This is a genomic window from Enterococcus sp. DIV0174 (assembly GCF_050529065.1).
Lineage (GTDB): Bacteria > Bacillota > Bacilli > Lactobacillales > Enterococcaceae > Enterococcus_B > Enterococcus_B thailandicus.
On record NZ_CP172881.1, the window covers coordinates 885,816 to 911,987 of the forward strand.

Sequence of the window (26,172 nt, forward strand, 5' to 3'; positions counted from 1 at the left end):
AGGAAAAAACTTGCGTAAGTACGCATAATGACCCAATAATTGTTGATTTTTATCGAAAATTTTTGTTTTTTTTAATATTAAGCGGGGAAAACGAATAAAAAAGTTCTGCTCAGAAGAATGATGAAGAAGATAAATGGCTACAAAAAAACAGCTTGGACAAAGAGATTGTCCAAGCTGTTTTTACTCTTTTGGTAGTAACGCAAAAACGGTTAGTTCCGGCGAGTAGATAATTTCATGCTCGTTCCAGTGAGTCACCATCAACGAATGATCCAAGCGCTTTTTGACTTCGTGGATTTTTTGATTATGTGACATATTTCTGGCTGGAAAGTGTTGGATTTTATCGGGTTCAATCAAAAAGATAAAATCTGGATGAAAGGTCCGAAGAATTTCTTCAGGTAACGCTTCTAACCTTTGAATGGGATTCATACAATCACCTACTAAATTAAAATTCAGCTGTATCAGGATTTTTGGCTTTACCTACGACACCATCTAATGAATCGATTTGTGCCATTTCTGTTTCAGTCAATTCGAAGTCAAATAACTCTGTGTTCTCTTTGATTCTACTTGGTGTGACCGATTTAGGTAAAGGTAAAAAGCCGTGTTGTAAAGACCAGCGTAATGAGATTTGTGCAATTGTTTTTCCATGTGCTTCAGCAATTGCTTGCATTTCAGGAACATCAAAGATTTTTCCTGTTCCTAAAGGACTGTAAGCTTCAAGAATCATGTCATGTTGTCGAGCATAGTCAACTACTTCAGGTTGTAGTTCACCTGGTGCTAAGAAAATTTGATTCACCATTGGCATGATTTTCGCTGTTTTCGCTAAAGTATCTAAATGATGAGGCAAGAAATTACTTACACCAATTGCTTTGATTTTTCCTGCTTCATATAATTCTTCAAAAGCACGCCAAGTTTCAGCATTTGCTTCTTCCCAATTTTCACGGAAAGTAATTGGATTTGGCCAGTGGATAAGAAAAAGATCAAGATAGTCTGTTTGTAGTTTTTCTAAAGACTCTTCAAAAGAAGACATTACTAAATCATAGCTATGATTGGTATTCCACAATTTTGTTGTTAAGAAAATTTCTTTTCTAGGAATACCACTTTCTTTGATTGCTTGACCAACACTTTCTTCATTTTTATAGCCTTGTGCTGTATCAATATGACGGTAACCTGCCGCTAATGCTTCTTTTACAGAGGCAACTGCTACATCGCCATCAGGTGTTTGCCAAGTACCAAAACCAACAACTGGGATTTCATAACCATTTGCTAAACGATACGTGCTTGTTAAGTTTTCCATGTTCACATCTCCATTTCTTTTTTCCTTTATCTAGTTTAGCGCACTTTTTACAAAAAGTAAGGCATCATGCTTTGATTTTTATCACGAGAAAAAGGAAAAAGAAAACTTGAACAAAAATGTTTTTGACCAAGCTAGCTTTTTTTCGTTTTTTCGGTAAACTAGACAAGAAGGGAATGAGCTCATGGATATTTATTTAAAGAAGGCAATCTTGCATATTATTGATCGCGAAACAGGTTCACCTGTTTTTTCACAAAAAGAATTAGACTTAACGAAGGACTTCATTCGTGATTTTTTACAAAAAAAAATTCAAAAAATTTCTTCTGCACAAACCAAAACAGGTCACTTAGCAGAAGAAAGCCAATTTGCCAAAAGCGTCCAGCATTTTTCTGAAGATTTCATTGTAGCCAGTGAAGAAATCGTGGCGCGTTGGTATGAAATCTATCAAGAAAGTGAAGAGGCGCCAAGTGCCGATGTATTTGTTGTGTTGTATGAACTAGACACAGAACTTTATGTGGCACTATTAAAGGTGAATTATCGTGAATCGTATACCCATTTCGTTGACGCAGATGAAACTGGGATTGAAAATAAATTAATCTTGAACCGCGCAATCTTAGGTTCTAAATCTCAAAAGGCAGATGAGGCAATTGCGGTGAATCTGAAAGAGCTATCGTATGAACTCTTAGAGAAAAAATATGAGTTTTCTGGAAAAAAAGAGTGGTATTTCTCAGAAAAAGTGATTGAAAGTGTACCAGCACCTTCGTTAGAGCAAAACGTCAAAGTAATTCAAAAAGTGGCGAAACAAATAGGCAAGAAATTTGAGACTGATGAATTTGATATGGTTGCTGATCTGAAAGAAGCTGTTTACGATACCATTGAGGAAAAAGGTCGTCTGGATCATGAAATGATTGCCGAAAAAGTATTCAAGGAAAATATCTCTGCCAAGATGGCTTTTAAGGAGGAAGTACAGGAACATGGCTTTGTTCCAGAAGCAATTCCTGTGAAAGAAGTACAAGAAATCTCAGAGAAAAAATTTGGCAAGCAAAAGTTCAAATTATCTAACGGAATTGAATTGATCGTTCCAGTAGATGTTTATCGCAATCCAGATTTGATTGAATTCGTGAACAATCCAGATGGAACAATTTCTGTAATGATTAAAAACGTTGATGAAGTCTTGAATCGATTGTAATAAAAATTTGATCAATCAACGAGAAACAATAGATAAAAGGTAAACAAAAAAGCAGTTCAGATAAATTTTTCTGAACTGCTTTTTGTTTGGAGAATATAAGAGGATTATTCCATTTTTTCTAAAGCCTCTTTTGGAACATCAGTTTCTTTGACTTCTTCCCAGCTCATGACGCCTTTACGTGGATTGACCTTAAGTTTTAAATAGGCATTTAATTTCAAAGGACGTTCCCGCATTTCGTTCAAAGTAACTCGTTTCTTTTCGCCATTTTTATTGTAGGCGTTTTGTTTGTACGTATACGCGGTATAAGATTCTCCGTTATCAGAGAGTTCAGTATGCTTTTCCCCATTTGTAGTAATTTCAGTGTAGTAAGTTTCGCCACCATAAAAATAATCATAAGCAAACAGACTCCCACCGAGAAAGACGGCTAGTAGGGCAATTAGTCCAATTAATTTTTTCATCTATTTCACCTCTGTTCTCTATTATTCCTGAAAAGTTGTGATTCGTCTATTGAATCCGCTCAAACTAATTTTTATTTATAAAAAGGATACAAAAGGTAAGCGTAGAAGAGAGAAGTTCAGCGAAAGTGTTCTTAGTTGACTTTGACCAATTTTGACGTATAATAATCATAGTTCCAACCTTACAAAAAGTAAGGAGGACATATTCGTTTTTATTTTATAAAAAAAGGACTATAATAAAAGCGTGAGAGCTGAAAAATTCAGTGATCTATATTATTTAGGAGGTTTGTAAATTATGGCAAAAGAACATTATGACAGAAGTAAACCACACGTTAACATTGGTACCATTGGACACGTCGATCATGGTAAAACCACTTTAACTGCTGCAATCACAACAGTATTAGGGAAAAAAGGCCTAGCAAATCCTCAAGACTATGCAAGTATCGATGCGGCTCCTGAAGAACGTGAACGTGGAATTACAATCAATACAGCGCACGTAGAGTATGAAACAGAAAAACGTCACTATGCACATATTGATGCACCAGGACATGCGGATTACGTAAAAAATATGATTACCGGTGCGGCTCAAATGGATGGTGCAATCTTAGTAGTATCTGCTACTGATGGCCCAATGCCTCAAACTCGTGAACACATTTTGTTATCACGCCAAGTAGGTGTTAAATATCTAATCGTTTTCTTAAACAAAACAGATTTAGTTGATGATGAAGAATTAATCGACTTAGTTGAAATGGAAGTTCGTGAACTATTAAGTGAATATGGTTTCCCAGGTGATGATACACCTGTGATCAAAGGCTCAGCTTTGAAAGCTTTGCAAGGTGATCCAGATGCTGAAGCTGCAATCATGGAATTAATGGATACAGTTGACGAATATATTCCAACGCCAGAGCGCGACACTGAAAAACCATTATTATTACCAGTGGAAGATGTTTTCTCTATTACTGGTCGTGGTACTGTTGCATCAGGTCGTATTGACCGCGGTGCCGTTCGTGTTGGTGATGAAATTGAAATCGTTGGTATCAAACCAGAAACGCAAAAGGCAGTTGTTACGGGTGTTGAAATGTTCCGTAAAACACTTGATTACGGTGAAGCAGGAGATAACGTAGGTGTGTTACTTCGTGGGATTCAACGTGAAGATATCGAACGTGGACAAGTAATTGCTAAACCAGGTTCAATCACACCACATACAAAATTCAAAGCAGAAGTTTACGTGTTGACAAAAGAAGAAGGCGGACGCCACACACCATTCTTTAATAACTACCGCCCACAATTCTACTTCCGTACAACGGACGTAACAGGTACAATCGTATTGCCAGAAGGTACAGAAATGGTTATGCCAGGCGATAACGTAACAATCGACGTAGAATTGATTCACCCAGTCGCAATTGAAAATGGTACAACATTCTCAATTCGTGAAGGTGGACGTACTGTTGGTTCAGGTATCGTTACTGAAATTGAAGCATAAAAACTTTGAGAAAAACAATTTGCTACAATTAAAAAGGATTCCAGAAATGATTTCTGGAATCCTTTTTTTGCTATTTTTTAAACCATTTTTTAAATCCTTTTTGTAAAGGATTCATTTTTCCATTTTTTTCGACAGGAGCATTATCGATAATCAGTAATGCAATCATGACATACGCAATCCAGCTATCTCGGGAATAAAGCGTATATCGAGGTGTCCAATGTGTTGCATATTTTTCTTTGTATTCACGTAATCCGTGGAAAGAATAAAAGTGGGAGCCAAATTCATAAACCAAGTAAGCAATTCGTTCTTGAAGAAAACTTTTTCTCGACGTTCCTACATTTGAAAGGGGAGCCATTCCTAAGTTGAACCATTGAATATCTTGTTCTTTCATATGATTGAATAGGTGGATGAATAAGAAATCCATACTACCAGAAGGCGCTTTTTTTGGATCATAGCGCATCAAATCAATTGTTCCAACTTTATTATCAGTATAAGTTGGCATAATGTTAGCAAAGGCAACTATTTCTTGTTCGGAATTTCGGACAACGGCGATGGGGCCGCGTTGGAGATAATCTTCAGCAAAAAAACCTAGAGAGAATCCTTTTTCTTTACGGCTGCCAAGCCAGTTATCTGAGATTTGTTTAAATGTTTGCATTTGTTCTACTGAAAACGGTGGAGAAAGGACTTCGAATGTGAAGCCTTCACGTTCAATTCGATTAATTACTGCTCGCGTGCCCTTCATCTTTTTACCTGAAGTTGTGAATTCAGGTAACTCAACATACGCTTCTTCTCCCATTTTGATAAAATCATAGCCCACATCATGGAGAATCATTACAAGTTCTTCACTTGACTCATAAAAAACAGGTAAGTAGCCAAGACAATCTGCTTCTGTAATAAATGCTTCAATTGCTTTTGGAAAGTCTTCCTTTTTCCCAGAAGGATCACCCATAACAACACATTTATTATTATAAGAAGCAAACTGTAATAATACAGTTGGTTCACCATTTGCTTCGTAAGTAAACATTCGTTTATCTTTCAAGAAAATCAGTTGGCTATCAGAATTCCCTCCATAATTAACAAGTACAGCTTTTGCTTTTTCTTCATCAAAAGCTTCACCGACTAATTTCTTTTTCCCTTGTAAAAAGTGAACAAAGAGAATCATGATCAAGCTAACGGTAACAATGGCTAAGAAACCAGAAAGCCAAATTTTTTCAGATGGGAATAAAAAGAATGAAATAAAATGATGCTTCCGATGTGGAAAGGTTGGCAGATTATAGACGCCAATCACCAGATATAAAATAGTTAATGTGCCAATCAACAAGCCATCGACAGTTAACCATTCCCAAGAATAAACTAATTGTTCTCGGAAAAGTTCATTTTTTGAAGCGATGATGATTACTAATAATAATGTCAAGAAAATTGATCCAGTTAAGGTAAAATCACCAAGAATAACGTAAAGTAAAGCAAGTCCTACAATGATAATGGTTGGTAAATAGGCACGAGTGACCCGCGCGGCGATTCCTCGTCCCATAATCAATAGTAAGAAACCTAAAATAATGCTTGGAAATTGAATGATAAAATGGAATTTTAGCGGGTTCAAAGTATGTAACCAATGAAACTCCGAAAAAGCTTGTGGAATTGTAGCAGATAATACGAGCATGATTCCAGAAAAATAAAGTAAAACGACAACAATTTTGTGCGCGATTTCTGTTGCCAGTTGTCTAGGAATGCCAGAATATCTTTGATTGAAAGAGGCACCAATATTTTTGAAGAAAAAGACGATGCCTAATAAAAATGGAATAAAGTAATAGAAAATCCGAAAGAGCAAGATCCAGACTACTACAATTTCACGAGGAACTCCAATTGCTGATAACCCAAGAATCATCATTACATCGAAACTTCCAATCTCACCGGGAATCATTGACACAATCCCAATGACAGAAGCTGCAATAAATAAAGGAATTGTTTGCCATAAATCAATCGGAATCTCCATCAAAAAACCGACCGAAAGAAAACTTAGCAATACACCTGTCCATTCCAAAATAGAAACAAGAAGTAGTTGCCCACGTAGCTTCCAAGTCAACCCACCTAAGTAGCCTTCTTTCTTTAAGGTAGTGACTAACAAGACAACCGGGAAATATAATCCGCCGCCAATTAACCAAATCCAATATTGTTTGATAAAGGGAGTGACAGGCGTAAAAAGTACCAGCAAAAATGACAACAAACTATAGATAGAAAGTCCTGCCATCAAAAATAAGAAAATTTTTGAGAGGGCCTGCATGACTTTTTTTCCATCCTTTTTTTGTCCGTAAAGTTCTGAACGAAGACCGATACTTACAAAACCACCAAAACCAGCGACATTGTTAATCGAATTGATTAACCAACTAGTTTCGAGTAAATAACTCCAAGATAATTTTTGACCCAATAAACGATTTAAAATTATATCGTAACCAATCATTGGTGCGACACAAAGTAGCCCGATGATGAACATCAAAAATGTTTTCCAAATTGGGATGTCGGAGAAAGTTTGAGCAAGCTGATCGACAGATAAAGTTTTACCAATTGATAAGAGTTCTCCAAAAATAATAACAACAACAGAAATCAAAAAAATTGTTTTAAATAGTCCTAAATGATTTTTAAACCATTGAAGGGCTGTTTTTAACACATAAATCACCTACTATTCTTCTAAAAATTTGAGTACTTCCTGATTGAATCGTTGTGGATCCTGACGCGCTAATTGATGGCCACTTCCTTTTACTAATACAAAGGAGGCGTTAGGTAAAGTTTTCGCCAAGAAAAGGGAGTGTTGGAGCTTAATCACATCTTTTTTCCCAACTAAAATCAGTGTTGGACACGTAATATTACTTAATTGTGTTTCAGTCAAACCAACATTATGTAACAGTAAAGAAATCACTGCTAATTTTTTTCGCAACTTTGGCCAAAATAAGGAAGTAATCCAAATAATGCCATAGTGAAGATAGCTACCAATCAATGGAAGTAGACGAACACCTTGAACCAAGGTGTTTCCAGAGTTTAAAATCAAGCGATGAACATTTTTGGGATAGGAACTTGCAAAAACTAAAGCTAAATTTGCCCCATCACTAAATCCTAAAATGTCTACTTGTTGGATATTTTCCAAAGCTAAAATGGTTGCTAGATCTTCCGCCATTAAGTTGAAGCTCAAATTGGCTGATTCGTTTGTTGAGTGTCCTTGCCCACGACTATCAATTAAATAAACTGTGAAGTGTTGTTCAAAAAGCGGTACTTGTTGTGAAAAAAAGTTTCCATTACCACCATTACCGTGAAGCAAAAAAAGAGGGAATCCACTACCACTTTTTTCATAATAGATTTGACTGCCATCTGTCATTTTTGCATATTTCTTTTCTTTTTCCACATAATCACCTACTGTTTAAATTATAACGATTTTTTCTGTTTTTAGACAATTGTTTTCCTTGAAACTTACCGATCAATTTTGTAAGTTGACAAATTTTATTGGAAAATTTCATTTTTTATTAAGTAATTTACAGAAAACAAGGAAGAAATGGCGAATCTTGAAAAGAAATAGTAAGATAAAAAAAGATGTCTAAATAACTAGGTGATGTGTGATGAAGAAAAAAAGATTTTCAATACTGAAAGCTTTCTTTTTTACAGTAGTGCTCGCGCTGGTCGGAGGCGCAATCTTTTTTGCTAATCGGACGTACCAAGCTGTAAAAAAAGTAGAAGCTTATCAAACAGAAATAACAGAAGCTACGCAAAAATATCAAATGGAAAATTATGAAGCTTTAGTCAAAGCAATCATTTTAACGGAATCAAAAGGTTCTGGTAAAGATTTGATGCAGAGTTCTGAAAGTGCGCATGGGGAAGCTAACGTAATCGATAACCCACAAGAAAGTATCAATCAAGGTGTAAGCTATCTGGCAGAAATGATAACGGAAGCTAAAAAACAAGGTTGTGATTTAGCGACTGCGATTCAAGCGTATAATTTTGGAAAGGATTATATTGCGTATGTAAAAGAAAACGGTGGTGAAAACACAGTTAAGTTAGCTGAAAAATATTCTAAAACAATTTTGAGTCCACTGTTAGGAAATGAAGAGCAAACACAATATCGTTATTGGCGAGTCCAATCCGTTTTATATAATGGTGGGTACCTTTACCATAATGGTGGAAATATGTTTTATGCGGATATTGTTGCGATGAATGAAAAAATTATTCAAGCGTATGAAGAAATGTTTAAGTAAGCAAAAATAAACGCACGATCTGTCTGAATTTTATTTAGACAGATTCGAGGGACAGACTTTAATTTTTTAGTTGAGAATCTGTTTGAACCCTAAAAAACAAGTTGTTTTTAAGTCTGGAAACCGCTAGACTTAAAGACGTGATTATTTTTGAAAGTTGGCGAAAAATGGAAAATAAAAAAATGATTGGTCTAACACAGGAAGAAGTTAGGCAAAAGCTGGCGTTAGGTCAGCAAAATGACTATCAAGAAGATGCTTCAAAAACAACTAGACAAATTTTCAGCGATAATATTCTGACATTATTCAATTTCCTGAACTTTGGAATTGGGGTCTGCCTGCTATTAGTTGGTGCGTATTCCAACATGGCTTATATCGCAATCATTATCATGAATATCGTTATCGGAATCTACCAAGAAATTCATGCAAGAAATCTTGTCCGCAAATTGTCGATTGTTTCTCAATCTGAAGTAACAGTTGTGCGAGATGGAAAAGAGCGAGCGATTTCGACGAAAGAACTTGTACTAGATGATTTAGTAAAAATTGGTGCGGGAGAGCAAATTCCTGCAGACCTGGAAGTGTTGAGTGGTCGAGCAGAAGCAAATGAAGCTTTGTTGACGGGCGAATCAGATTTAATTATTAAGGAAGCTGGAGCAGAATTGCTTTCTGGAAGTTTCTTAACAAGTGGTTCAGTCTTTGCAAAAGTGATTCGCGTTGGCGCAGACAACTATGCAGTTCGTTTGACGAGCGAAGCTAAGAAGCACAAGAAAATTCAGTCTGAATTAGTTGACTCAATCAGAAAAGTATCAAAATTTACCAGTTTTGTCATTATTCCATTAGGGATTATTTTATTTCTACAAGCCTTGTTCATCAGAGATGCATCAATCAAACTATCCGTTGTTGCTTCAGCCGCTGCGTTACTAGGAATGTTACCTAAGGGATTGGTATTATTAATTAGTATTGCTTTGACAACTGGAGTTACGAAGCTAGCAAAAAAACGAATCCTTGTTCAAGACATGTATGCAATTGAAACCTTAGCCCATGTCGATACACTTTGCTTAGATAAAACGGGAACCATTACGGAAGGAAAAATGAGTATCCAACATGTAGAGGCGTTGGATGTACGTTATGAAAAGGCAATTCCAGAAATTATTGGTACTTATTTAGCAGAAAGCAATGATAATAATGTGACGATGCAAGCTTTACGTAATTATTTTGCAGTTTCCAATCGTTACCAAGTAGAAGAAGTCTTAGCGTTCTCTTCTGACCGAAAATGGGGCGCAATGGAATTTCCTGAACTAGGTGTAGTGTACGTTGGGGCACCAGAACGATTAGTTCCAGAAAATCAGTTGCCAGATCGACTAATGTCCGCACAAGCAAATGGCTATCGTGTCTTGATGCTAGGTGTTGCACCTAATCAAAAATTATCAGAGGATAAACCAACCGGTATTGATCCGATTGCTTTATTTGAAATTGACGATCCTATTCGAAAAAATGCACCAGAAACATTAGCTTACTTGCATGAAGAAGGTGTGGATCTAAAAGTTATTTCTGGGGACAACCCTTTTACCGTTTCGAATATTGCGCGACGTGCAGGTTTACCGAATTACGATGCCTATATTGATCTTTCTGATTTAATTAATGAAGAAGATGTACGACAAGCTGCGCATGACTATACAGTTTTTGGTCGAGTAAGCCCTCAACAAAAGAAAATCTTAGTCAATGAGCTAAAGGAAAGTGGTAAAACAGTTGCGATGACAGGTGATGGTGTAAATGATGTGTTAGCACTTCGTGAAGCTGATTGTAGTATTGCAATGGCAGAAGGTGATGGCGCAACTCGTCAAATCGCCAACTTAGTTTTACTGGATTCGGACTTCACGACGTTGCCAGAAGTTTTGTTTGAAGGTCGTCGAGTGGTTAACAATGTGACGAAGGTTTCAGGAATTTTCTTTATCAAAACAATTTATTCTTTCATCTTGTCTATCTTATGTGCGATTACTGCGATTGGGTTCCCATTCATTCCCATTCAAATCACATTGATTGACTTAGCAATTGAAGGGTACCCATCTTTCTTCTTATCTTTTGAGCAAGATAAACGAAAAGTCAATTATCGCTACTTGCCAACAGCGCTTATCAATGCATTACCAAATGCACTTTTAGTTGTCTTAAATGTTGTGACAGTTTATCTATTGGGACAACGATTGGATTGGTCGAATGGTGAAACGACAACATTAATGTATTATTTATTGATTGGAATTAGTTGTTTAGCTGTAATCAAAGCTTGTTATCCTTTCAACCCATTACGAATTTTCTTAGCTGTTACGACGGTTGTTGGAATTTATGTGGCAGCGATGCTTTTCCATGGCATTTTAGAAGTGAATTTAGGTGTGGGAAATCAACTTGGCTTATTCGTTGGGCTCATGGCAATAAATATTGTTCTTCGTCTAGCTTATTGGCGTGCCAATATTCAAGAAAAACTGTTGAATAAGTTTGCTTAAACAATTCATTAACTTCTTAAAACGTTATACTTGAAAAAGAACAGGAATATGATACAATCAAACATGTATAATTGTGTCCTTTAAAATCGCGCTGATTTCGGTTGGTGCGATTTTTTACCGGTTATTCTCCTGATAGATTTACTCGATTTTTATGGAGTATACAAATGAGGGGGTGGAAACAATGGTTCAGCGAATTCCTCAGGAAGTGATTGAAAATATTCGGAGTCAAACGAATATCGTTGAGGTGATTGGACAATACGTTCAATTAAAGAAATCTGGAAAAAATTATTTAGGACTTTGTCCCTTTCACGAAGAGAAGACACCTTCGTTTTCTGTAGCTGAAGACAAACAGATTTTTCATTGTTTTGGTTGCGGGAAAGGTGGAAATGTCTTTACTTTTCTTCAAGAACTTGAAGGATTAACTTTTCCAGAATCAGTGGTAAAAGTTGCAGAATTTGAACAAATTCCCTTAGCAGATCAATGGAAACAACAAACATATGCTACTGATGAAACAAATTCAGCTACGGGCGAGTTACTTACAGCACATGAAAAAGCTGTAGAGGTCTATCACCACATGTTACTACACACGAAAGCTGGACAGCCTGCACTTGATTATTTACTGAATCGTGGGTTAACAATGGAATTAATTGAAGCGTTTAAGATTGGTTTTACACCAAATGAACGTTCATTTTTAGTTCAAGTGTTCAATAATGAATCATTATCAAGTGATGTTTTTGAACATTCTGGATTGTTTATCAAGCATGATGATGGTCATTTTTCTGATCGCTTTTATCAGCGCATCATGTTTCCAATCAACAATCCGCAAGGTCGAACGATTGGCTTTTCTGGTCGGTGGTTAGCACCAGAAAAAGGTCAAGAAAAAGATCAACCCAAGTATTTAAATAGTCCAGAGACAGAACTATTTAATAAGCGTCAAGTTTTATTTAACTTGGATAAAGCAAGAAGCGAGATCCGAAAAACTGGTGAAATATTACTATTTGAAGGATTTATGGATGTAATTGCAGCTTGGCAAGCCGGAATCAAAAATGGTTTAGCTTCAATGGGAACCAGTTTAACTGCTCAACAAATCCAGCAAATGGAGCGCTTAACGAAAGACCTGGTGCTTTGTTATGATGGTGACCAAGCAGGATTTGAGGCTACCAATCGTGGAATCGAACTTCTACGTGAAAATAGTCGATTACAGTTATCAATTGTAGTTGTACCAGAAAAGCTAGATCCAGACGAATATTTGCGAAAATATGGTGAAGCATCCTTTCAGGAATTGATTCAACATGGTCGTGAAACAGTCTTTACATTCAAAACACGCTATCTAAAGCAAAATAAGAATTTGGATAATGAAAAAGATAAGTTAGATTATCTTCAAGAAGTGTTGATTGAATTAAGTAAAGTTGTCTCGCCAATTGAGCAAGATATGTATCTTTCACAACTGACAAGTGAATTTCAAGTTAGTCGTGAAACGATTCAAAAACAATTGCGTGAATTGAAACGAGCAAACCGCCAAGAACAGCAACGGACTGCTGAGCCGAATATACCAATGGTCAAGCAGGAGTTACCGCAACAAAAGCAACCTCTGACGCAAGTCGAAAAAGCGGAGCAAATGTTGTTGTATCGGGTGTTTAAAGAAATTTCTGTTCGGAATTTGCTGAAAGAACAAGAGTTTCAATTTATCCACGATGAGTACGCAGAAATCTATTTTTTGTTTGATGCGTATCTATCACAATATGAAGAGTTTAACCTTGCAGATTTTTTAAACTTTTTGCAAGATGAAAAAATTAGGCGTTTAGTGGTGGAGATTGCCTATTTGCGAGTCGCTGAAGAAAGCTCTACGCGAGAAATTCAAGATTTACTGGCTGTTATCAGTAAATCTGGCTTAGCTGATAAAATAATCGAAAAAAAACAATTGCAGCAAGAAGCCAGACGTACAGGTAATAAACAGTTAGAATTAGAATTGACAATCGAGATCATTAATTTAACGAGACAGTTAAAACAAGCCAAATAGCTACTTGAAGGGGGCCTTCTTTTATGGCAAATGTAACAGATAAGAAAAAGTATGAAGCAGCAGTGACAGCTTTCATCAAAGAACACAAACCTAAAAGACAAGTTGTCTATGATGATCTATCAAACCAACTTGCTACACCATTTACATTGAGTGCTGAAGAAATGGACAAACTAATTCAAAAAGTTGAGGATGCTGGAATCAGTGTTGTCGATGAAAATGGTGATCCATCAATTCACAGTTTAAAAAGTGGTGAGAAAAAAGCTGAAAAAGCAAAAACAGAAGATTTATCTGCACCAACTGGTGTAAAAATCAACGATCCAGTTCGTATGTATTTAAAAGAAATCGGCCGAGTTTCCCTTTTAACAGCTGAAGAAGAAGTAGCACTTGCCTTGAAAATCGAAGAAGGCGACCAAGAAGCAAAACAACGTTTAGCTGAAGCAAACTTGCGTTTAGTTGTAAGTATTGCAAAACGTTATGTGGGTCGTGGTATGCAGTTCTTAGATTTGATCCAAGAAGGAAATATGGGCTTAATGAAAGCCGTTGAAAAATTTGATTACCGTAAAGGATTCAAATTCTCAACTTATGCGACTTGGTGGATTCGTCAAGCAATCACACGTGCGATTGCTGACCAAGCACGTACAATTCGTATTCCAGTTCATATGGTTGAAACAATTAATAAATTGATTCGTATCCAACGTCAACTACTTCAAGACTTAGGTAGAGAACCAACACCTGAAGAAATTGGGGCAGAAATGGACCTACCTACAGAAAAAGTACGCGAAATCTTAAAAATTGCGCAAGAGCCTGTTTCATTAGAAACACCAATTGGTGAAGAAGATGATTCACATCTTGGTGATTTCATTGAAGATCAAGAAGCTACAAGCCCTGCTGAACATGCGGCTTATGAATTATTAAAAGAACAATTGGAAGATGTATTGGATACATTGACTGACCGTGAAGAAAACGTGTTGCGTTTACGCTTCGGTTTAGATGACGGTCGAACAAGAACTTTAGAAGAAGTTGGGAAAGTTTTCGGTGTAACGCGTGAACGTATTCGTCAGATCGAAGCAAAAGCACTAAGAAAATTACGCCATCCATCACGTTCAAAACAATTAAAAGATTTCTTGGAATAAAAACTAAAAAGCTGGCACAAAACGTTAATTCGTTTTGTGTCAGCTTTTTTTAGTTGTTCAAATGGATAATTTTTTTCACATAATCTTTGCTTTCTAAAACTTGTTTTTGTGTGAAAAAATTTTTTTAACTCTTATTTTTAACGTTCGATTTACTGATTTGTTAGAAAATCGTAAAGATAAACTATTGGCTGATAGGCTAGAATGTGATAGATTAAATGTTAGCGTTAAACTTAGTTAAAGGAGCCGATCACTAAGTGAAAAAAAAATGTCCAAAATGTGGATCAAAAAAGATTAAAGGCCAAAAAGTTTGTCCAGATTGCGGCTTTAGCCTTGAAGAAAATGATCAGCACATTCAAAATGAACGAGATGTTGTCGAAACAACAGACCAATCTCTTGAACAAATTCCTGAAGAAAATAATCAACCAGATTTTCCAGATACAGAGTTAAATGACCCAATCGAATGGTCAGAGCTAAAAGATTTGCCACTTGAATCAGTTATGGAATTGTTTGATACGTCTGAAACCCCAGAAGAAACAGCAGTAAAAGAAACTGCAGGTGAACAATTGGAAGAAAAGAAAGAGAAAGCTGTCAAACCTATGAAAAAAAATCAAGATAACCAACCAGAAAATCAAAAAGAAACCAAAGTGAAACAAAAACTTTCGATTGATGAAACGGTTGAAAAAGAAAAACAAGAACGCATTGCACAGCTAAAAGAAAATGTTGAAAAAGAAGATAACCAGTCAATTCTTGCAGCGTACATTCAGGCTCATCGTGAAGACGTGGATGAAGAACAATCAAAAGAATTAATGCAAATGATTCACGAAAAGATTGCTGCTGAACAGGCACCTGAGATTGCAGAAGATGTAGCAGATATCAAAGAAGAAAACCGTACTGACACAGAAGCTATCGTGTCTGATTCTGCTAAGAGTGACGACAAAAAAGAAAAAAACATAGAACATTCAGAAGAGTTGGCAACAAAAGAAAAAACTGTTGAGCAAGTTGTCGAAGACCCGAAATCTAAAGTTGACGAAGCGAAAAAAACAGTAGAAAAAGCAGCTGAAGAACCAACAGTTGTTTCTAAGAAACAATCCATAAAGGATGAATCCTTAAAAGTTGCTAAAAAAAATGCAAACAAAGCTGTGCCAGTTCAAGTAAAAAAAGAGAAAATGAGTTCTCAAAAAAAAGCCGATGCAGTGAAACAATCAACGAAAGAAACGGTTGAGCAAACAACTGTGAAGCCTGAAAAGCTTGAAAAACCAACTGTAACATCCGCTACAGATAAAGCAGCTTTTCAAAAAGAATCAGAACCGACAATGTCAGAAACAAAACAACCAACTGAACAACCAAAAAAAGCTAAAAAAGGACCTTATCTTTTATTAGCTGCAGTTATTTTATTAGGTGTTGGTGGTTGGGCATACTATGACAATCAGCAAAAAGTCGAAGCCGAGCGAATTGCTGAGGTAGCCAGACAAGAAAAGCAAGTTTCTGAAATGAAACAAGAACTAGCTAGTTTTTATGTTGATGATACAAATGAGTTCATTCGTACAGACCACTTGAATCAAGACCTGCCAAAAATCAAGCAAGAGTTAAAAGAAGTTGACTCTACAAAAGATTATCAAAAATTAAATGAAACATACAACGACATTCAAGAAAAGATAATCAGTATTAAAAAAGTAAATGATTTGTTTACTGAACCTGTGATTGAAGATGATCATTTAGTTGAACAGCCAGTACTAAAAAATACTGATAAAATCGAGGCAATTGAAACAGATGATTCAGCTTTTGGAGCGCTTATTAAAAAAGCACAACAAGAGGCAAAAAAACAACTTGAGCAAATTGAAACAGCTAAAGAAAAAATAAAAGTTGTGTATCAAAATGAAAAAGTTGTTGATTCAGCTACACGGGATCAATACAAAGTAGCGAAAGAAGCGGTTGATAAAATCGTAAACAAAGAACTTGCCGAGCCGTTCAAACAACAATTAACAAAAGTAGATCAGCAATTAGTTGAGAAAGAAAAACAAGCGGCTGAGAAAAAAGCTGCGGAAGAAAAAGCAAAACAAGAAGCAGAACAAAAGGCAAAAGAAGAGCAAGCCGCTGCGGCTCAAGCAGCCGCCCAAGCAGAAAAAGCAGCTCAAGAAGCCGCGAAAGCAAGTACAGCTTCTGGTACGACTACTGTAGGTTCAGGTTCAACAGCAAATCAACCAATCATGGGAACGAATGCAAGTGATGTAGCAGATAGTTCTAATACAGCGTGGAACTGGGCATCTGGAGTGAGAGAAAGTGTCATTGCTACGTGTATTCAACGAGGCTATATTGTCGAAGGCGGCTATAAGTTAGAAAAAGCGCAAATTAAAAATGGTGAGGGCTATTATAATCTTTATGCGACTTCAACCAAATCATCTCTAATGAGTGGTATTGGGGAAAGTGCCTTACCATTTTATATCGTAACAATCAACTGTAAAACAGGTTGGTTTGGCGGGAATGGAAGTAATTAAAAAACTTACTAATCTAACAGATGACTGGCTTAGGCGAATCAGGATGAATGATTCGCCTAAGTTTTTTTTATGGAGTACTGCTTCGAACATTGTTCTTGGTGAAAGCTGTATGTTATGATAGCAGAGAAAAGTGACGGGAAATCAAAGCCTTTCAATTAAAAGGAGATCGAAATGAATAATTTATTAGCAAACATATTTACAGGAATTATTATTGATGAAAATGAAAAAAATTATTTTGTCCAAAAAAACGGGCAAACTTTTGGATTAAGCAAATCAGAAGGAGAGCATCAAATTGGTGAAGCGGTCGAAGGATTTGGTTATCAAAATCAAAAACACGAAAATCGTTTAACAACATTGATTCCTAAAAGTCGCATTGGTCATTATGCCTTTGGAACCGTAACAGCAACTAGAAGAGATCTAGGTGCTTTTGTTGATATTGGCTTACCAGATAAAGACTTTGTTGTTTCTTTAGACGAGTTACCCACGATGACAGAATTGTGGCCTAAAAAAGGGGATCGATTGATGATTGCTTTGAAGGTGGATGCAAAAGATCGCATTTGGGGTGAACTCGCAGATGAAAAAATCTTTAAGTCATTGAGTAAACATGGGAATGAAGAGTTAAAAAATAAAGATATTTCTGGAACAACGTACCGTTTGAAATTAGCAGGAACATATGTCTTAACCGATGATTTTTATGTGGCGTTTATTCATCCTTCCGAACGTTATCAAGAGCCACGATTAGGCGAACACGTGAGCGGCCGAGTTGTAGGCGTTCGCCCAGACGGTGTTTTGAATATTTCGTTGAAACCACGTGCGCATGAAGCCATCAGTGATGATGCACAAATGATTTTGACAATTTTAGAACGCTCAGCAGAAAAACAATTACCATTTACCGACAAATCAGATCCGGAAGATATCATGAAAACTTTTGGAATCAGCAAAGGCGCCTTCAAACGTGCAATGGGTAATCTGATGAAGCAAGGATTAATCAAACAAGAAGATGGCGTCACAAAATTAATTGAAAAATCTAATTGAGAATATCTTGCATGTTTTTCTTAACTAGCTTATAATTATTATAATTTAACTGAGTATTATCATTTGTTTATTTGTAATTATTATAAATTGTTGGAGTTGAATTAATGGATGAATGCTATATTGGCAATGAAAAAAACGAAACAACAATTACATGAATCGGGTTTTAAGTTAACTCCGCAGCGAGAGGCGACACTGCTCGTACTTTTAGAAAATGAAAAAGAGCATCTGTCTGCTGAAGAGATTTTCTTTTTAGTTAAGAAAAAAAGTCCAGAAATTGGTCTTGCAACGGTTTACCGAACATTAGAAATTCTAACTGATTTAAAAATTGTCGATAAAGTGAGCTTCAATGACGGATTAGCACGCTACGATTTACGAAAAGAGGGTGCGAAACATTTTCATCATCACTTGTTATGTCTTAATTGTGGTGCTATCGAAGAAGTTGAAGAAGATCTTTTAGGAGAAGTCGAACAAGTTGTTGAAAAAAGATATCATTTTTTAGTGAAAGATCATCGTTTGACCTTTCATGGAATTTGTCACGACTGTCAAGAAAACGAAAAGAAAAAGTAGCCCGTCTGTTAAAAGACGGCTTTTTCTTTGTGCAGATAACGTAAATGGACTATCGAAATAAGGGTGTATCTGATATGATAGAGAAAGCATGAGGTGGGTTATAGTATGAAAGAAGAACTAAGTGAGTACCTTCATTATTTGAATATTGAACGTGGACTCTCGGCCAATACGCGTAAAAGTTATGAACGTGATTTGGAACAATATTTGCATTTTATGGAAGAAAAGAAGATTACTTCTTGGCAAATGGTCGATCGTTATCTAGTTATTCAGTATTTAGAAAAACTACATGAAGAACAAAAGGCGACTGCGACAATTACCCGAATGATTTCTAGCTTGAGAAGATTTCATCAGTTTTTGCGACAAGAACGCTATACAGACCATGATCCTATGCAGCATATTGATACACCAAAGAAGGCACAAAAATTACCAAGTACGTTGACACTTAAAGAAGTCGAAACATTGATTGAAACACCAGATACATCCAAAACATTAGGGATTCGCGACCGAGCAATTTTGGAAGTCATGTATGCAACGGGCATGCGGGTCAGTGAATTAATCAGTCTAAAATTAGGTGATCTTCATCTTTCTCTCGGCTTATTACAAACAATTGGTAAGGGAGATAAAGAACGAATCATTCCTTTAGGAGACTATGCAATTCAATGGTTAGAACGTTATTTGGATGAAGCGCGCCCTCTGTTAGTAAAGGATACTTCCGAACTACATGTATTTGTAAACAATCATGGAAAAGGACTCTCTCGACAAGGAATCTGGAAAAATTTAAAACAATTAGTACAACAAGCAGGTATTCGTAAAGACGTTACGCCACATACTTTACGTCACAGTTTCGCTACACATTTATTGGAAAACGGAGCAGACTTACGGACGGTGCAAGAACTATTGGGACATGCAGACATCTCAACAACACAAATCTATACACATATCACTAAGAAAAGAATGACAGATGTTTACAAGCAGCATTTTCCAAGGGCTTAATCAGAGGAAGGTGAAACAATGTTAACACATTACCGAAAAGAGAACCGAAAAATTGCAATGGGCTTATTAAGCTTTCATAAAAAATTGACGGATCAAACCGATTTGTTAAAAGAAATCGATGTTTATGAGGCAGAAAATGATTATGAACTGTTTTTCTTCACACCAGAAGACTCGACAAATATTCAAGGAATTATCGGTATTGAATGGATCGACAAGAATCAATTAGTCATTCATGATATTTCGTTGAACCCTTCTTATCGAGGAGAAAACATGGGATTCTTGATGCTAAATGAGCTTCAAGAAAAATATCCAGAAGTGACTTTTTTAGCAACTGAGGTTACGAAACCTTACTTGTCTAAATGGCAATGAAGCATAATGAAGAAAGAGTGAATCATTTGACTGAAATCAATATTAAACTAGATATTTTTGAAGGACCACTGGATTTATTGCTTCATTTGATTCAGCAAATGGAAATTGATATTTATGACATTCCAATTGCGACAATTACTGAGCAATACATGAACTATATTCATACGATGAAAACAATGGAGCTAGCGCTAGCGGGAGAATACCTGGTGATGGCAGCTACATTGATGGCAATCAAAAGTAAAACATTATTGCCTGTTCAGGAACTCGCCATTGAAGATGATTTAACGTGGGAAGAAGATCCACGAGACGAATTGGTTACGCAACTTTTAGAATATCGAAAGTACAAGTATGCAGCAGAAAAACTAGTTGAAAAAGCTGAGGAACGTAGTTTATATTACTCAAAAGAGCCAACGATGGTAGAAGACTTAGCAGAAAAAGAATTGCCTCTCAAACGTGGACAAGTAAAAAAAGTCGATTTATTTCGGGCGATGCAAGCCATTTTGGAGCGCAAACAATTTTCACAAAAAGTGGAAAAGACGATTGCCCCAGACGACACGACAATCGAAGATCGTATGAGTTTTATTAAGGAAAAGCTAGTGAACAGTCAAGCGGGCTGTACATTTGAATCATTTTTTGAAGCACCAACAAAAGCAGAAGTCGTGACGACCTTCATAGCGTTACTTGAACTGATGAAAAATGGACAGATTTTTGCTGAGCAGGCTGAAAATTATGATTCAATCATGCTTTATCCAGTAATAGGAGATACAACGAATGACAAAATTAAGTGAACTAGAAGCTATCCTTTTTGTGGCCGGCGAAGCAGGAATCGGTAGTGAAGAACTAAGCTATTTATTGAATGTTGATAAACAAGAATTAGCTGAATTGATTTTAGCCTTAGAAAAAAAATACCAAGCAACTCTTGATTCAGCGTTACACATTTTTGAAACAGAAGACCATTTCGTCTTAACAACTAAGAAAGAATTAGCGCCACTCTTAAAAAAATATGCGCAAGGATCATCAAATACGTTATCACAAGCAGCAGTTGAAACGTTAGCAATCATTGCTTACAAACAACCAATTACACGTACAGAAATCGAACAAATCAGAGGTGTCCAAGCTTCTGGTCCCGTTCAGCGATTGGTTGCTCATAAGCTAATTGAAGAAAAAGGGCGGGTGGAAGGTCCTGGTCGTCCCATTTTGTATGGAACAACTGGCTATTTCCTTGATTATTTTGGATTAAAAGATTTAACTGAGTTGCCAGATACACAAGAATTAGAAAACGCGTTAAAAGATGATGAATCATTGGATTTATTTTTTGATGGAGTGAGCGAAGGAGAAAAAATGTAATGGAAAGATTGCAAAAAGTAATCGCGCATGCGGGAATTACTTCTCGAAGAAAAGCAGAAGAATTTATTTTAGCTGGTCGGGTAAAAGTCAACGGCACAGTTGTGCGAGAATTAGGTGTAAAAGTTGGAAAACACGATGTTGTTGAAGTAGACGAAGTGCCAATTTATCAAGAAGAATATGGTTACTATTTACTTTATAAGCCAAAAGGGGTCATTTCTGCAGTATCAGATGATAAAAACCGAAAAGTGGTTACTGACTTGTTGCCGATGGTAAAAGAACGAATTTATCCTGTAGGACGCCTTGATTATGATACATCTGGTATTTTACTATTAACAAATGATGGTGAATTTGCGCAACGTTTGACGCATCCAAAGCATGAGGTAGATAAAGTCTATGTTGCAAAAGTAAAAGGAATCGCTACAAAATCGGTGCTATCTCCTTTAACGAAAGGAATTAAACTAGAAGGACGAAGAACGGCACCTGCTAAAGTTCAAATCTTGTCAGTTGATCCTAAAACGAATCACAGTATTGTTGAGTTAACAATTCATGAAGGACGTAATCACCAAGTGAAAAACATGCTACAGGCAGTTGGCTTACCCGTACAAAAACTGAAACGAGAAAAATATGGTGATCTGACTCTTCAAGGGCTACGTCCAGGAGAGTATCGTGAGTTAAACAAAAAAGAAATCAGTACATTATTAAATCATTCAAAATGACAGCTTACTTTTTGTAAGAACTAAATGTTGCTTTTTTTTCAAGGCTATGTATAATGTAAGTGTAAACAAAATAATATAAAAGGTTCGTCTTCAGGGGCAGGGTGCAATTCCCGACCGGTGGTTACAGTCCACGACCTATTTCTCTAAGAAATAGCTGAATCGGTGAAATTCCGATACCGACAGTAAAGTCTGGATAAAGAAGATAGAGCTTATTTGACTAATCATTTATCAGATAACTCTAACTCTATTTTCCCTGTGAAAGTAGAGTTTTTTTGTTTGAAAAATTAGTTGGATAGTTCGCTGAAGAGGAGTCCTAACAGGAGGATTTCAAATGAAGAACACACGGGTACAAAAAATGGTCATGGTAGCGATGTTTGCTGCAATCGGATTGGTTTTACAATTTATTGCTTTTCCAATTATGCCGGCATTTAGTTTTTTAAAAATTGATTTTAGTGATATACCTGTCTTGATCAGTATGTTTTTATTCGGGCCGGTAGCTGGTGTCGCAACAGCTTTCTTACGCTCACTTTTACATTTGGTGACAACAGGATTTTCACCAGACAATTTAGTTGGTGATGTTGCAAGTTTTTTGGCAACGACAATTTTTACGTTACCAATTTTCTACTTCTTCAAACAAAATAAAAAACATGCGAATAGAAACAAAATTTTAGGTGTTGTCACAGGAACTTTAGCAATGACAATTTTCATGAGTATCGCAAACTATTTTGTTATTACACCATTATATCTTATGTTTTTTGGATTGAATGCTAATCAAATGCTAGGTATGCCGTTGGTTAATTATGTATTGATTGGAATTGTTCCGTTTAACTTAATCAAAGGATTTATCGTTAGTGCTGCTTTCCTAGTTTTACACGCTAAGTTATTACCTTGGTTAAGTCGTAAACAGCATGCCTTAGAACAAAGACATACGATTTAAAATGTATATTCAAAAGGACCAGTAATTTTTTGGTCCTTTTTTTTTGAAAAAAAATGCAATAAAACCGCAAATGTAAACGTTTTATTAGTTGTTATTGAGTATTTTATTTTTTTATGCATAAACATGAATTTGTAATGAACGAATGTGAAATTCTTCTCTTTTTAAATGACGAATAGGTTTGTTTGAAAAACAAAAAGACAGGCTACAATTACTTTGAAAGAAGTATCTTAGCTGAAAGGAGGCAATGATTCGTCATTATAAATGGTTTTATGAACAAAAAGTATCATTTATTTGAGATATTATTTTTGTTCTGCCGCTCTTTTTGATAAAATAACGATAGAACCAATGTTACTTGATTCTAAAAAATGAAAAAGGGAAAGGAAGAAGAAAATGGAACAAAAAAAGAAAAAATTTCAGATGCCGTCAGCGTATACGGTCTTATTCATTATCATTGCAATTATCGCTGTCCTTACTTGGTTTATTCCGGCTGGTCACTATAGTGTAGATGATGCAGGCAACATCATTGCTGGATCTTATCAACGAGTAAAACAAAATCCACAAGGTCTTTGGGATATTTTCATGGCACCAATCAATGGGATGTTGGGGGTTGAAGCAGGTGAGCTAACAAGTGCGACACCAGCTGCTATTCCGATTTCGTTCTTTATCTTGATTGTGGGTGGATTTTTAGGAATTATCAATAAAACGGGTGCATTAGATGCCGGAATCGCTTCTGTCGTTAAGAAATTTAAAGGCAAAGAAAAAATGTTGATTCCTGTGTTAATGATTTTATTCGCTTTAGGTGGTTCAACTTACGGAATGGCCGAAGAAACAATTCCTTTTTATGCATTACTAATTCCAGTTATGATGGCGGTTGGTTTTGATACTGTAGTAGCTGTTGCAATCGTTTTAGTTGGTTCGCAAGTAGGCTGTTTGGCATCAACTGTTAATCCGTTTGCCACAGGGGTAGCTTCTCAAGCTGTTGGTATCTCAATGGGTGAAGGAATTGGCTTACGTTTCTTGATGTTTGTGATTTTATTAGGTATTTCAATCGTTTATGTTTATCGTTATGCTTCAAAAATCGAAAAAGATCCAACCAAGTCTTTGGTTTATAGCCAACGACAAGAAGACATGAAACATTTCGATATCGAATCGATTGGTCGTCAAGAAACAATTACAAGCAAACAAAAATCTGTTAATATTTTATTCTTTATTACGTTTGGTATCATGATCATCAGTTTGATTCCTTGGACAACATTGAATGAAAACTTTACTATTTTTGAATCATTAACAAACTGGTTAACAGGACTTCCTGTAATTGGTACAGTATTAGGGATTGACATGTTACCACTTGGTGACTGGTACTTCCCAGAAATCACTATGTTATTCTTAGTTATGGCAATCGTTGTTGCATTCACATACGGCATGAAAGAATCTGAATTTATTTCAGAATTCCTAGCTGGTGCATCAGACTTGATCGGCGTAGCAATCGTTGTTGCTGTTGCTCGTGGTATCCAAGTTGTTATGAACAATGGTTTGATTACTGATACTATTTTACACTGGGGAGAACAAGGATTGAGCACATTATCTTCAAGCGTGTTCATCATCATTACGTTCATCTTCTATATCCCAATGTCATTCTTGATTCCATCAACATCAGGTTTAGCTGCGGCTACAATGGGAATTATGGGACCAATGGGTGAATTTGCTGGTGTAGGTAAAGACTTAGTTATCACTGCTTATCAATCTGCTTCTGGATTGGTTAACTTGATTACACCAACTTCTGCTATTGTTATGGGGGCTGTTGCGATTGCTCGTTTTGACATCTCTGTTTGGTGGAAATTCACAGGTAAACTGATTGCTATTTTATTTGTAGCTATCTGTGTGATTCTCGGTGTTGCGGCAATGATTTAGTTTTGCCTAGACAAAACAGTTAGAAACATCTATCATTAAATAATAAAGTAAACAAAGCTAACTGAGTTGGCTTTAAGAAGACTCGGTAGGCAAACTATCGGGTCTTTTATCTTATTAGGAGGTAAGTGGAATGAAACAATTTGTTACAAAAGAACATCATGAACAAGCGTTACAATCACTTAATGAACTAATCAGAATCCCTTCTGTATTAGACGAAGAGGATACTGGGAAAGGCCATCCTTTCGGAACAAAAGTTGTTGAAGCATTAGATAAGGTTTTAGCAATCAGTGAAGAATTAGGCTTCCGCACATTTAAAGACCCAGAAGGCTATTATGGTTATTCAGAAGTTGGTTCTGGTGATAAATTATTTGGTATTTTGTGTCACATGGACGTTGTTCCTGCTGGGGATGAAAAAAATTGGGATACAAAGCCGTTTGATCCAACTGTAAAAGATGGCTGGTTGATTGGACGTGGATCACAAGATGATAAAGGACCATCAATTGCGGCAATGTATGCTGTTAAATCATTGATGGATGCTGGAATTGAATTTAATACACGGATTCGCTTTATTTTTGGGACAGATGAAGAAAACTTATGGCGCTGCTTAGATAAATACAATGAAAAAGAAGAAGGAATCACACAAGGTTTTGCACCGGATGCTGAATTCCCATTGATTTATGCTGAAAAAGGATTACTACAAGCCTATTTGACAGGTCCTGGTACATCTGATTTTTCTGTGAAAGCAGGTGGCGCATTAAACGTCGTTCCTGATGCTGCACCATACGCTGGTGAAAAATTAGAAGAAGTGAAAGAAGCATTGAACAAACTTGGTTTTGATTTTGAAGATCATGGTGACTCAATTATTGTTCTTGGAAAAAGCATTCATGCGAAGGATGCACCAGAAGGCGTAAATGCTATTTCACGTTTGTCTATGGCTTTAGCTGAAGTCTTTGATTTTGCACCAATTGATTTCTTAGGTAAATTAGTGAAAGAAAACGCAACGGGTGAAAATGTTGTTGGAAAGACGAAAGATGAACAATCTGGCGAATTAACAATGAATTTTGCTAGTTTAGAAATTACACCAGAACAAACAAAAATTGGTGTAGACATGCGTATTCCAGTAACATTTAAAAAAGATGATTTAGTAGCAAAACTAACAGAAACAGCTAAAAAATATGAACTAACTTATGAAGATTTTGATTTCTTAGATTCATTATACGTGCCACTAGATAGTGAACTAGTAAAAAATCTTTTGCAAACTTATCGTGATATCACTGGCGACATGACTGAACCATTTGTTTCAGGTGGCGCAACTTTTGCTCGTACAATGAATCAATGTGTGGCATTTGGAGCAATGTTCCCTGATACACCAGATTTCATGCACCAAGCCAACGAACGTTGGGAATTAAGCAGCATGTATAAAGCAATGGAAATTTATGCTGAAGCTGTTTATCGCTTGTGTGCAAAATAAGTAGCTTGTGAGTAATCTTATAGAAACATC

22 protein-coding genes and 1 riboswitch are annotated in these 26,172 nt (G+C 36.3%); of the genes, 17 read left to right on the forward strand and 5 right to left on the reverse strand.

What is annotated here, in order from left to right:
• Positions 1–180: 180 nt before the first annotated feature.
• On the reverse strand, positions 181–426 hold the full coding sequence (locus tag IGJ93_RS04405) for a hypothetical protein (RefSeq protein WP_067484809.1): 246 nt from the start codon (positions 424–426) through the stop codon (positions 181–183).
• Positions 427–442: 16 nt separating this feature from the next.
• The gene (locus IGJ93_RS04410) at positions 443–1,294 is read right to left on the reverse strand and encodes an aldo/keto reductase (RefSeq protein WP_218658149.1); all 852 of its coding nucleotides are present in this window, start codon (positions 1,292–1,294) and stop codon (positions 443–445) included.
• A 181-nt stretch (positions 1,295–1,475) separates the two neighbouring features.
• Between IGJ93_RS04410 and IGJ93_RS04415 the strand changes: the two genes are divergently transcribed.
• Complete coding sequence (locus IGJ93_RS04415) at positions 1,476–2,480, forward strand: nucleoid-associated protein (RefSeq protein ID WP_067484815.1); 1,005 nt, start codon at positions 1,476–1,478, stop codon at positions 2,478–2,480.
• Between the two features lie 104 nt (positions 2,481–2,584).
• Here the strand turns inward: IGJ93_RS04415 and IGJ93_RS04420 are convergent, their stop codons facing one another.
• Positions 2,585–2,938, reverse strand: coding sequence for a YxeA family protein (locus IGJ93_RS04420; RefSeq protein ID WP_067484818.1), 354 nt, complete (start codon positions 2,936–2,938; stop codon positions 2,585–2,587).
• A gap of 292 nt (positions 2,939–3,230) precedes the next feature.
• Between IGJ93_RS04420 and tuf the strand changes: the two genes are divergently transcribed.
• Entirely contained in the window at positions 3,231–4,418 is a 1,188-nt protein-coding gene (tuf, locus tag IGJ93_RS04425) for an elongation factor Tu (RefSeq protein ID WP_067484820.1), read from the forward strand.
• Between the two features lie 70 nt (positions 4,419–4,488).
• On the opposite strand, the gene mprF is transcribed toward tuf, so the two are convergent.
• Positions 4,489–7,083 carry a bifunctional lysylphosphatidylglycerol flippase/synthetase MprF gene (gene mprF, locus IGJ93_RS04430; protein ID WP_075491240.1) on the reverse strand — a complete coding sequence of 865 codons (2,595 nt, stop codon included), beginning with the start codon at positions 7,081–7,083 and terminating at the stop codon, positions 4,489–4,491.
• A 12-nt stretch (positions 7,084–7,095) separates the two neighbouring features.
• A complete protein-coding gene (locus tag IGJ93_RS04435; protein WP_067484823.1) occupies positions 7,096–7,812 on the reverse strand; it encodes an alpha/beta fold hydrolase in 717 nt (238 codons plus the stop codon).
• A 211-nt stretch (positions 7,813–8,023) separates the two neighbouring features.
• Between IGJ93_RS04435 and IGJ93_RS04440 the strand changes: the two genes are divergently transcribed.
• From IGJ93_RS04440 to IGJ93_RS04510, 15 genes are all read left to right on the forward strand, one after another.
• Positions 8,024–8,656, forward strand: a complete 633-nt coding sequence (locus IGJ93_RS04440; protein ID WP_067484826.1) for a lysozyme family protein — start codon at positions 8,024–8,026, stop codon at positions 8,654–8,656.
• 179 nt (positions 8,657–8,835) lie between these two features.
• Complete coding sequence (locus tag IGJ93_RS04445; RefSeq protein ID WP_176694874.1) at positions 8,836–11,148, forward strand: cation-translocating P-type ATPase; 2,313 nt, start codon at positions 8,836–8,838, stop codon at positions 11,146–11,148.
• Positions 11,149–11,329: 181 nt separating this feature from the next.
• Entirely contained in the window at positions 11,330–13,168 is a 1,839-nt protein-coding gene (gene dnaG, locus IGJ93_RS04450) for a DNA primase (RefSeq protein ID WP_067484832.1), read from the forward strand.
• A 23-nt stretch (positions 13,169–13,191) separates the two neighbouring features.
• Positions 13,192–14,301, forward strand: a complete 1,110-nt coding sequence (gene rpoD / locus IGJ93_RS04455; RefSeq protein WP_067484835.1) for an RNA polymerase sigma factor RpoD — start codon at positions 13,192–13,194, stop codon at positions 14,299–14,301.
• 401 nt (positions 14,302–14,702) lie between these two features.
• Positions 14,703–16,796: a cell division site-positioning protein MapZ family protein gene (locus IGJ93_RS04460; protein WP_376715577.1), complete on the forward strand. Its 2,094-nt coding sequence runs from the start codon at positions 14,703–14,705 to the stop codon at positions 16,794–16,796.
• 171 nt (positions 16,797–16,967) lie between these two features.
• Entirely contained in the window at positions 16,968–17,831 is an 864-nt protein-coding gene (locus tag IGJ93_RS04465) for a CvfB family protein (RefSeq protein ID WP_067484841.1), read from the forward strand.
• Between the two features lie 108 nt (positions 17,832–17,939).
• Positions 17,940–18,398 carry a Fur family transcriptional regulator gene (locus IGJ93_RS04470; protein WP_067484844.1) on the forward strand — a complete coding sequence of 153 codons (459 nt, stop codon included), beginning with the start codon at positions 17,940–17,942 and terminating at the stop codon, positions 18,396–18,398.
• Between the two features lie 105 nt (positions 18,399–18,503).
• On the forward strand, positions 18,504–19,391 hold the full coding sequence (gene xerD, locus IGJ93_RS04475; RefSeq protein WP_067484847.1) for a site-specific tyrosine recombinase XerD: 888 nt from the start codon (positions 18,504–18,506) through the stop codon (positions 19,389–19,391).
• 18 nt (positions 19,392–19,409) lie between these two features.
• Entirely contained in the window at positions 19,410–19,760 is a 351-nt protein-coding gene (locus tag IGJ93_RS04480; protein WP_067484850.1) for a GNAT family N-acetyltransferase, read from the forward strand.
• A 17-nt stretch (positions 19,761–19,777) separates the two neighbouring features.
• Positions 19,778–20,548: a segregation/condensation protein A gene (locus IGJ93_RS04485; protein WP_284590884.1), complete on the forward strand. Its 771-nt coding sequence runs from the start codon at positions 19,778–19,780 to the stop codon at positions 20,546–20,548.
• Entirely contained in the window at positions 20,532–21,107 is a 576-nt protein-coding gene (gene scpB / locus IGJ93_RS04490) for an SMC-Scp complex subunit ScpB (RefSeq protein WP_067484853.1), read from the forward strand. The genes IGJ93_RS04485 and scpB overlap by 17 nt, the downstream gene beginning before the upstream one ends.
• A complete protein-coding gene (locus IGJ93_RS04495) occupies positions 21,107–21,823 on the forward strand; it encodes a pseudouridine synthase (protein WP_067484857.1) in 717 nt (238 codons plus the stop codon). The genes scpB and IGJ93_RS04495 overlap by 1 nt, the downstream gene beginning before the upstream one ends.
• 82 nt (positions 21,824–21,905) lie before the next feature.
• Positions 21,906–22,031: riboswitch (FMN riboswitch) on the forward strand.
• A 123-nt stretch (positions 22,032–22,154) separates the two neighbouring features.
• The gene (locus IGJ93_RS04500; RefSeq protein WP_067484859.1) at positions 22,155–22,760 is read left to right on the forward strand and encodes an ECF transporter S component; all 606 of its coding nucleotides are present in this window, start codon (positions 22,155–22,157) and stop codon (positions 22,758–22,760) included.
• A gap of 390 nt (positions 22,761–23,150) precedes the next feature.
• Positions 23,151–24,671 (forward strand): YfcC family protein, encoded by a 1,521-nt coding sequence (locus tag IGJ93_RS04505; RefSeq protein ID WP_071869055.1) that lies wholly within the window; start codon positions 23,151–23,153, stop codon positions 24,669–24,671.
• Positions 24,672–24,801: 130 nt separating this feature from the next.
• Positions 24,802–26,142, forward strand: coding sequence for a M20 family metallopeptidase (locus tag IGJ93_RS04510; protein ID WP_075491236.1), 1,341 nt, complete (start codon positions 24,802–24,804; stop codon positions 26,140–26,142).
• Positions 26,143–26,172 lie beyond the last annotated feature (30 nt).

What these genes read in the sequence shown, in the direction of transcription:
- IGJ93_RS04405 (WP_067484809.1), bottom strand. Translation starts at nt 426, where the DNA reads ATGAATCCCATTCAAAGGTTAGAAGCGTTACCTGAAGAAATTCTTCGG.
- IGJ93_RS04410 (WP_218658149.1), bottom strand. Translation starts at nt 1,294, where the DNA reads ATGGAAAACTTAACAAGCACGTATCGTTTAGCAAATGGTTATGAAATC.
- IGJ93_RS04415 (WP_067484815.1), top strand. Translation starts at nt 1,476, where the DNA reads ATGGATATTTATTTAAAGAAGGCAATCTTGCATATTATTGATCGCGAA.
- IGJ93_RS04420 (WP_067484818.1), bottom strand. Translation starts at nt 2,938, where the DNA reads ATGAAAAAATTAATTGGACTAATTGCCCTACTAGCCGTCTTTCTCGGT.
- tuf (WP_067484820.1), top strand. Translation starts at nt 3,231, where the DNA reads ATGGCAAAAGAACATTATGACAGAAGTAAACCACACGTTAACATTGGT.
- IGJ93_RS04440 (WP_067484826.1), top strand. Translation starts at nt 8,024, where the DNA reads ATGAAGAAAAAAAGATTTTCAATACTGAAAGCTTTCTTTTTTACAGTA.
- IGJ93_RS04445 (WP_176694874.1), top strand. Translation starts at nt 8,836, where the DNA reads ATGATTGGTCTAACACAGGAAGAAGTTAGGCAAAAGCTGGCGTTAGGT.
- dnaG (WP_067484832.1), top strand. Translation starts at nt 11,330, where the DNA reads ATGGTTCAGCGAATTCCTCAGGAAGTGATTGAAAATATTCGGAGTCAA.
- rpoD (WP_067484835.1), top strand. Translation starts at nt 13,192, where the DNA reads ATGGCAAATGTAACAGATAAGAAAAAGTATGAAGCAGCAGTGACAGCT.
- IGJ93_RS04465 (WP_067484841.1), top strand. Translation starts at nt 16,968, where the DNA reads ATGAATAATTTATTAGCAAACATATTTACAGGAATTATTATTGATGAA.
- IGJ93_RS04470 (WP_067484844.1), top strand. Translation starts at nt 17,940, where the DNA reads ATGAATGCTATATTGGCAATGAAAAAAACGAAACAACAATTACATGAA.
- xerD (WP_067484847.1), top strand. Translation starts at nt 18,504, where the DNA reads ATGAAAGAAGAACTAAGTGAGTACCTTCATTATTTGAATATTGAACGT.
- IGJ93_RS04480 (WP_067484850.1), top strand. Translation starts at nt 19,410, where the DNA reads ATGTTAACACATTACCGAAAAGAGAACCGAAAAATTGCAATGGGCTTA.
- scpB (WP_067484853.1), top strand. Translation starts at nt 20,532, where the DNA reads ATGACAAAATTAAGTGAACTAGAAGCTATCCTTTTTGTGGCCGGCGAA.
- IGJ93_RS04495 (WP_067484857.1), top strand. Translation starts at nt 21,107, where the DNA reads ATGGAAAGATTGCAAAAAGTAATCGCGCATGCGGGAATTACTTCTCGA.
- IGJ93_RS04500 (WP_067484859.1), top strand. Translation starts at nt 22,155, where the DNA reads ATGAAGAACACACGGGTACAAAAAATGGTCATGGTAGCGATGTTTGCT.
- IGJ93_RS04505 (WP_071869055.1), top strand. Translation starts at nt 23,151, where the DNA reads ATGGAACAAAAAAAGAAAAAATTTCAGATGCCGTCAGCGTATACGGTC.
- IGJ93_RS04510 (WP_075491236.1), top strand. Translation starts at nt 24,802, where the DNA reads ATGAAACAATTTGTTACAAAAGAACATCATGAACAAGCGTTACAATCA.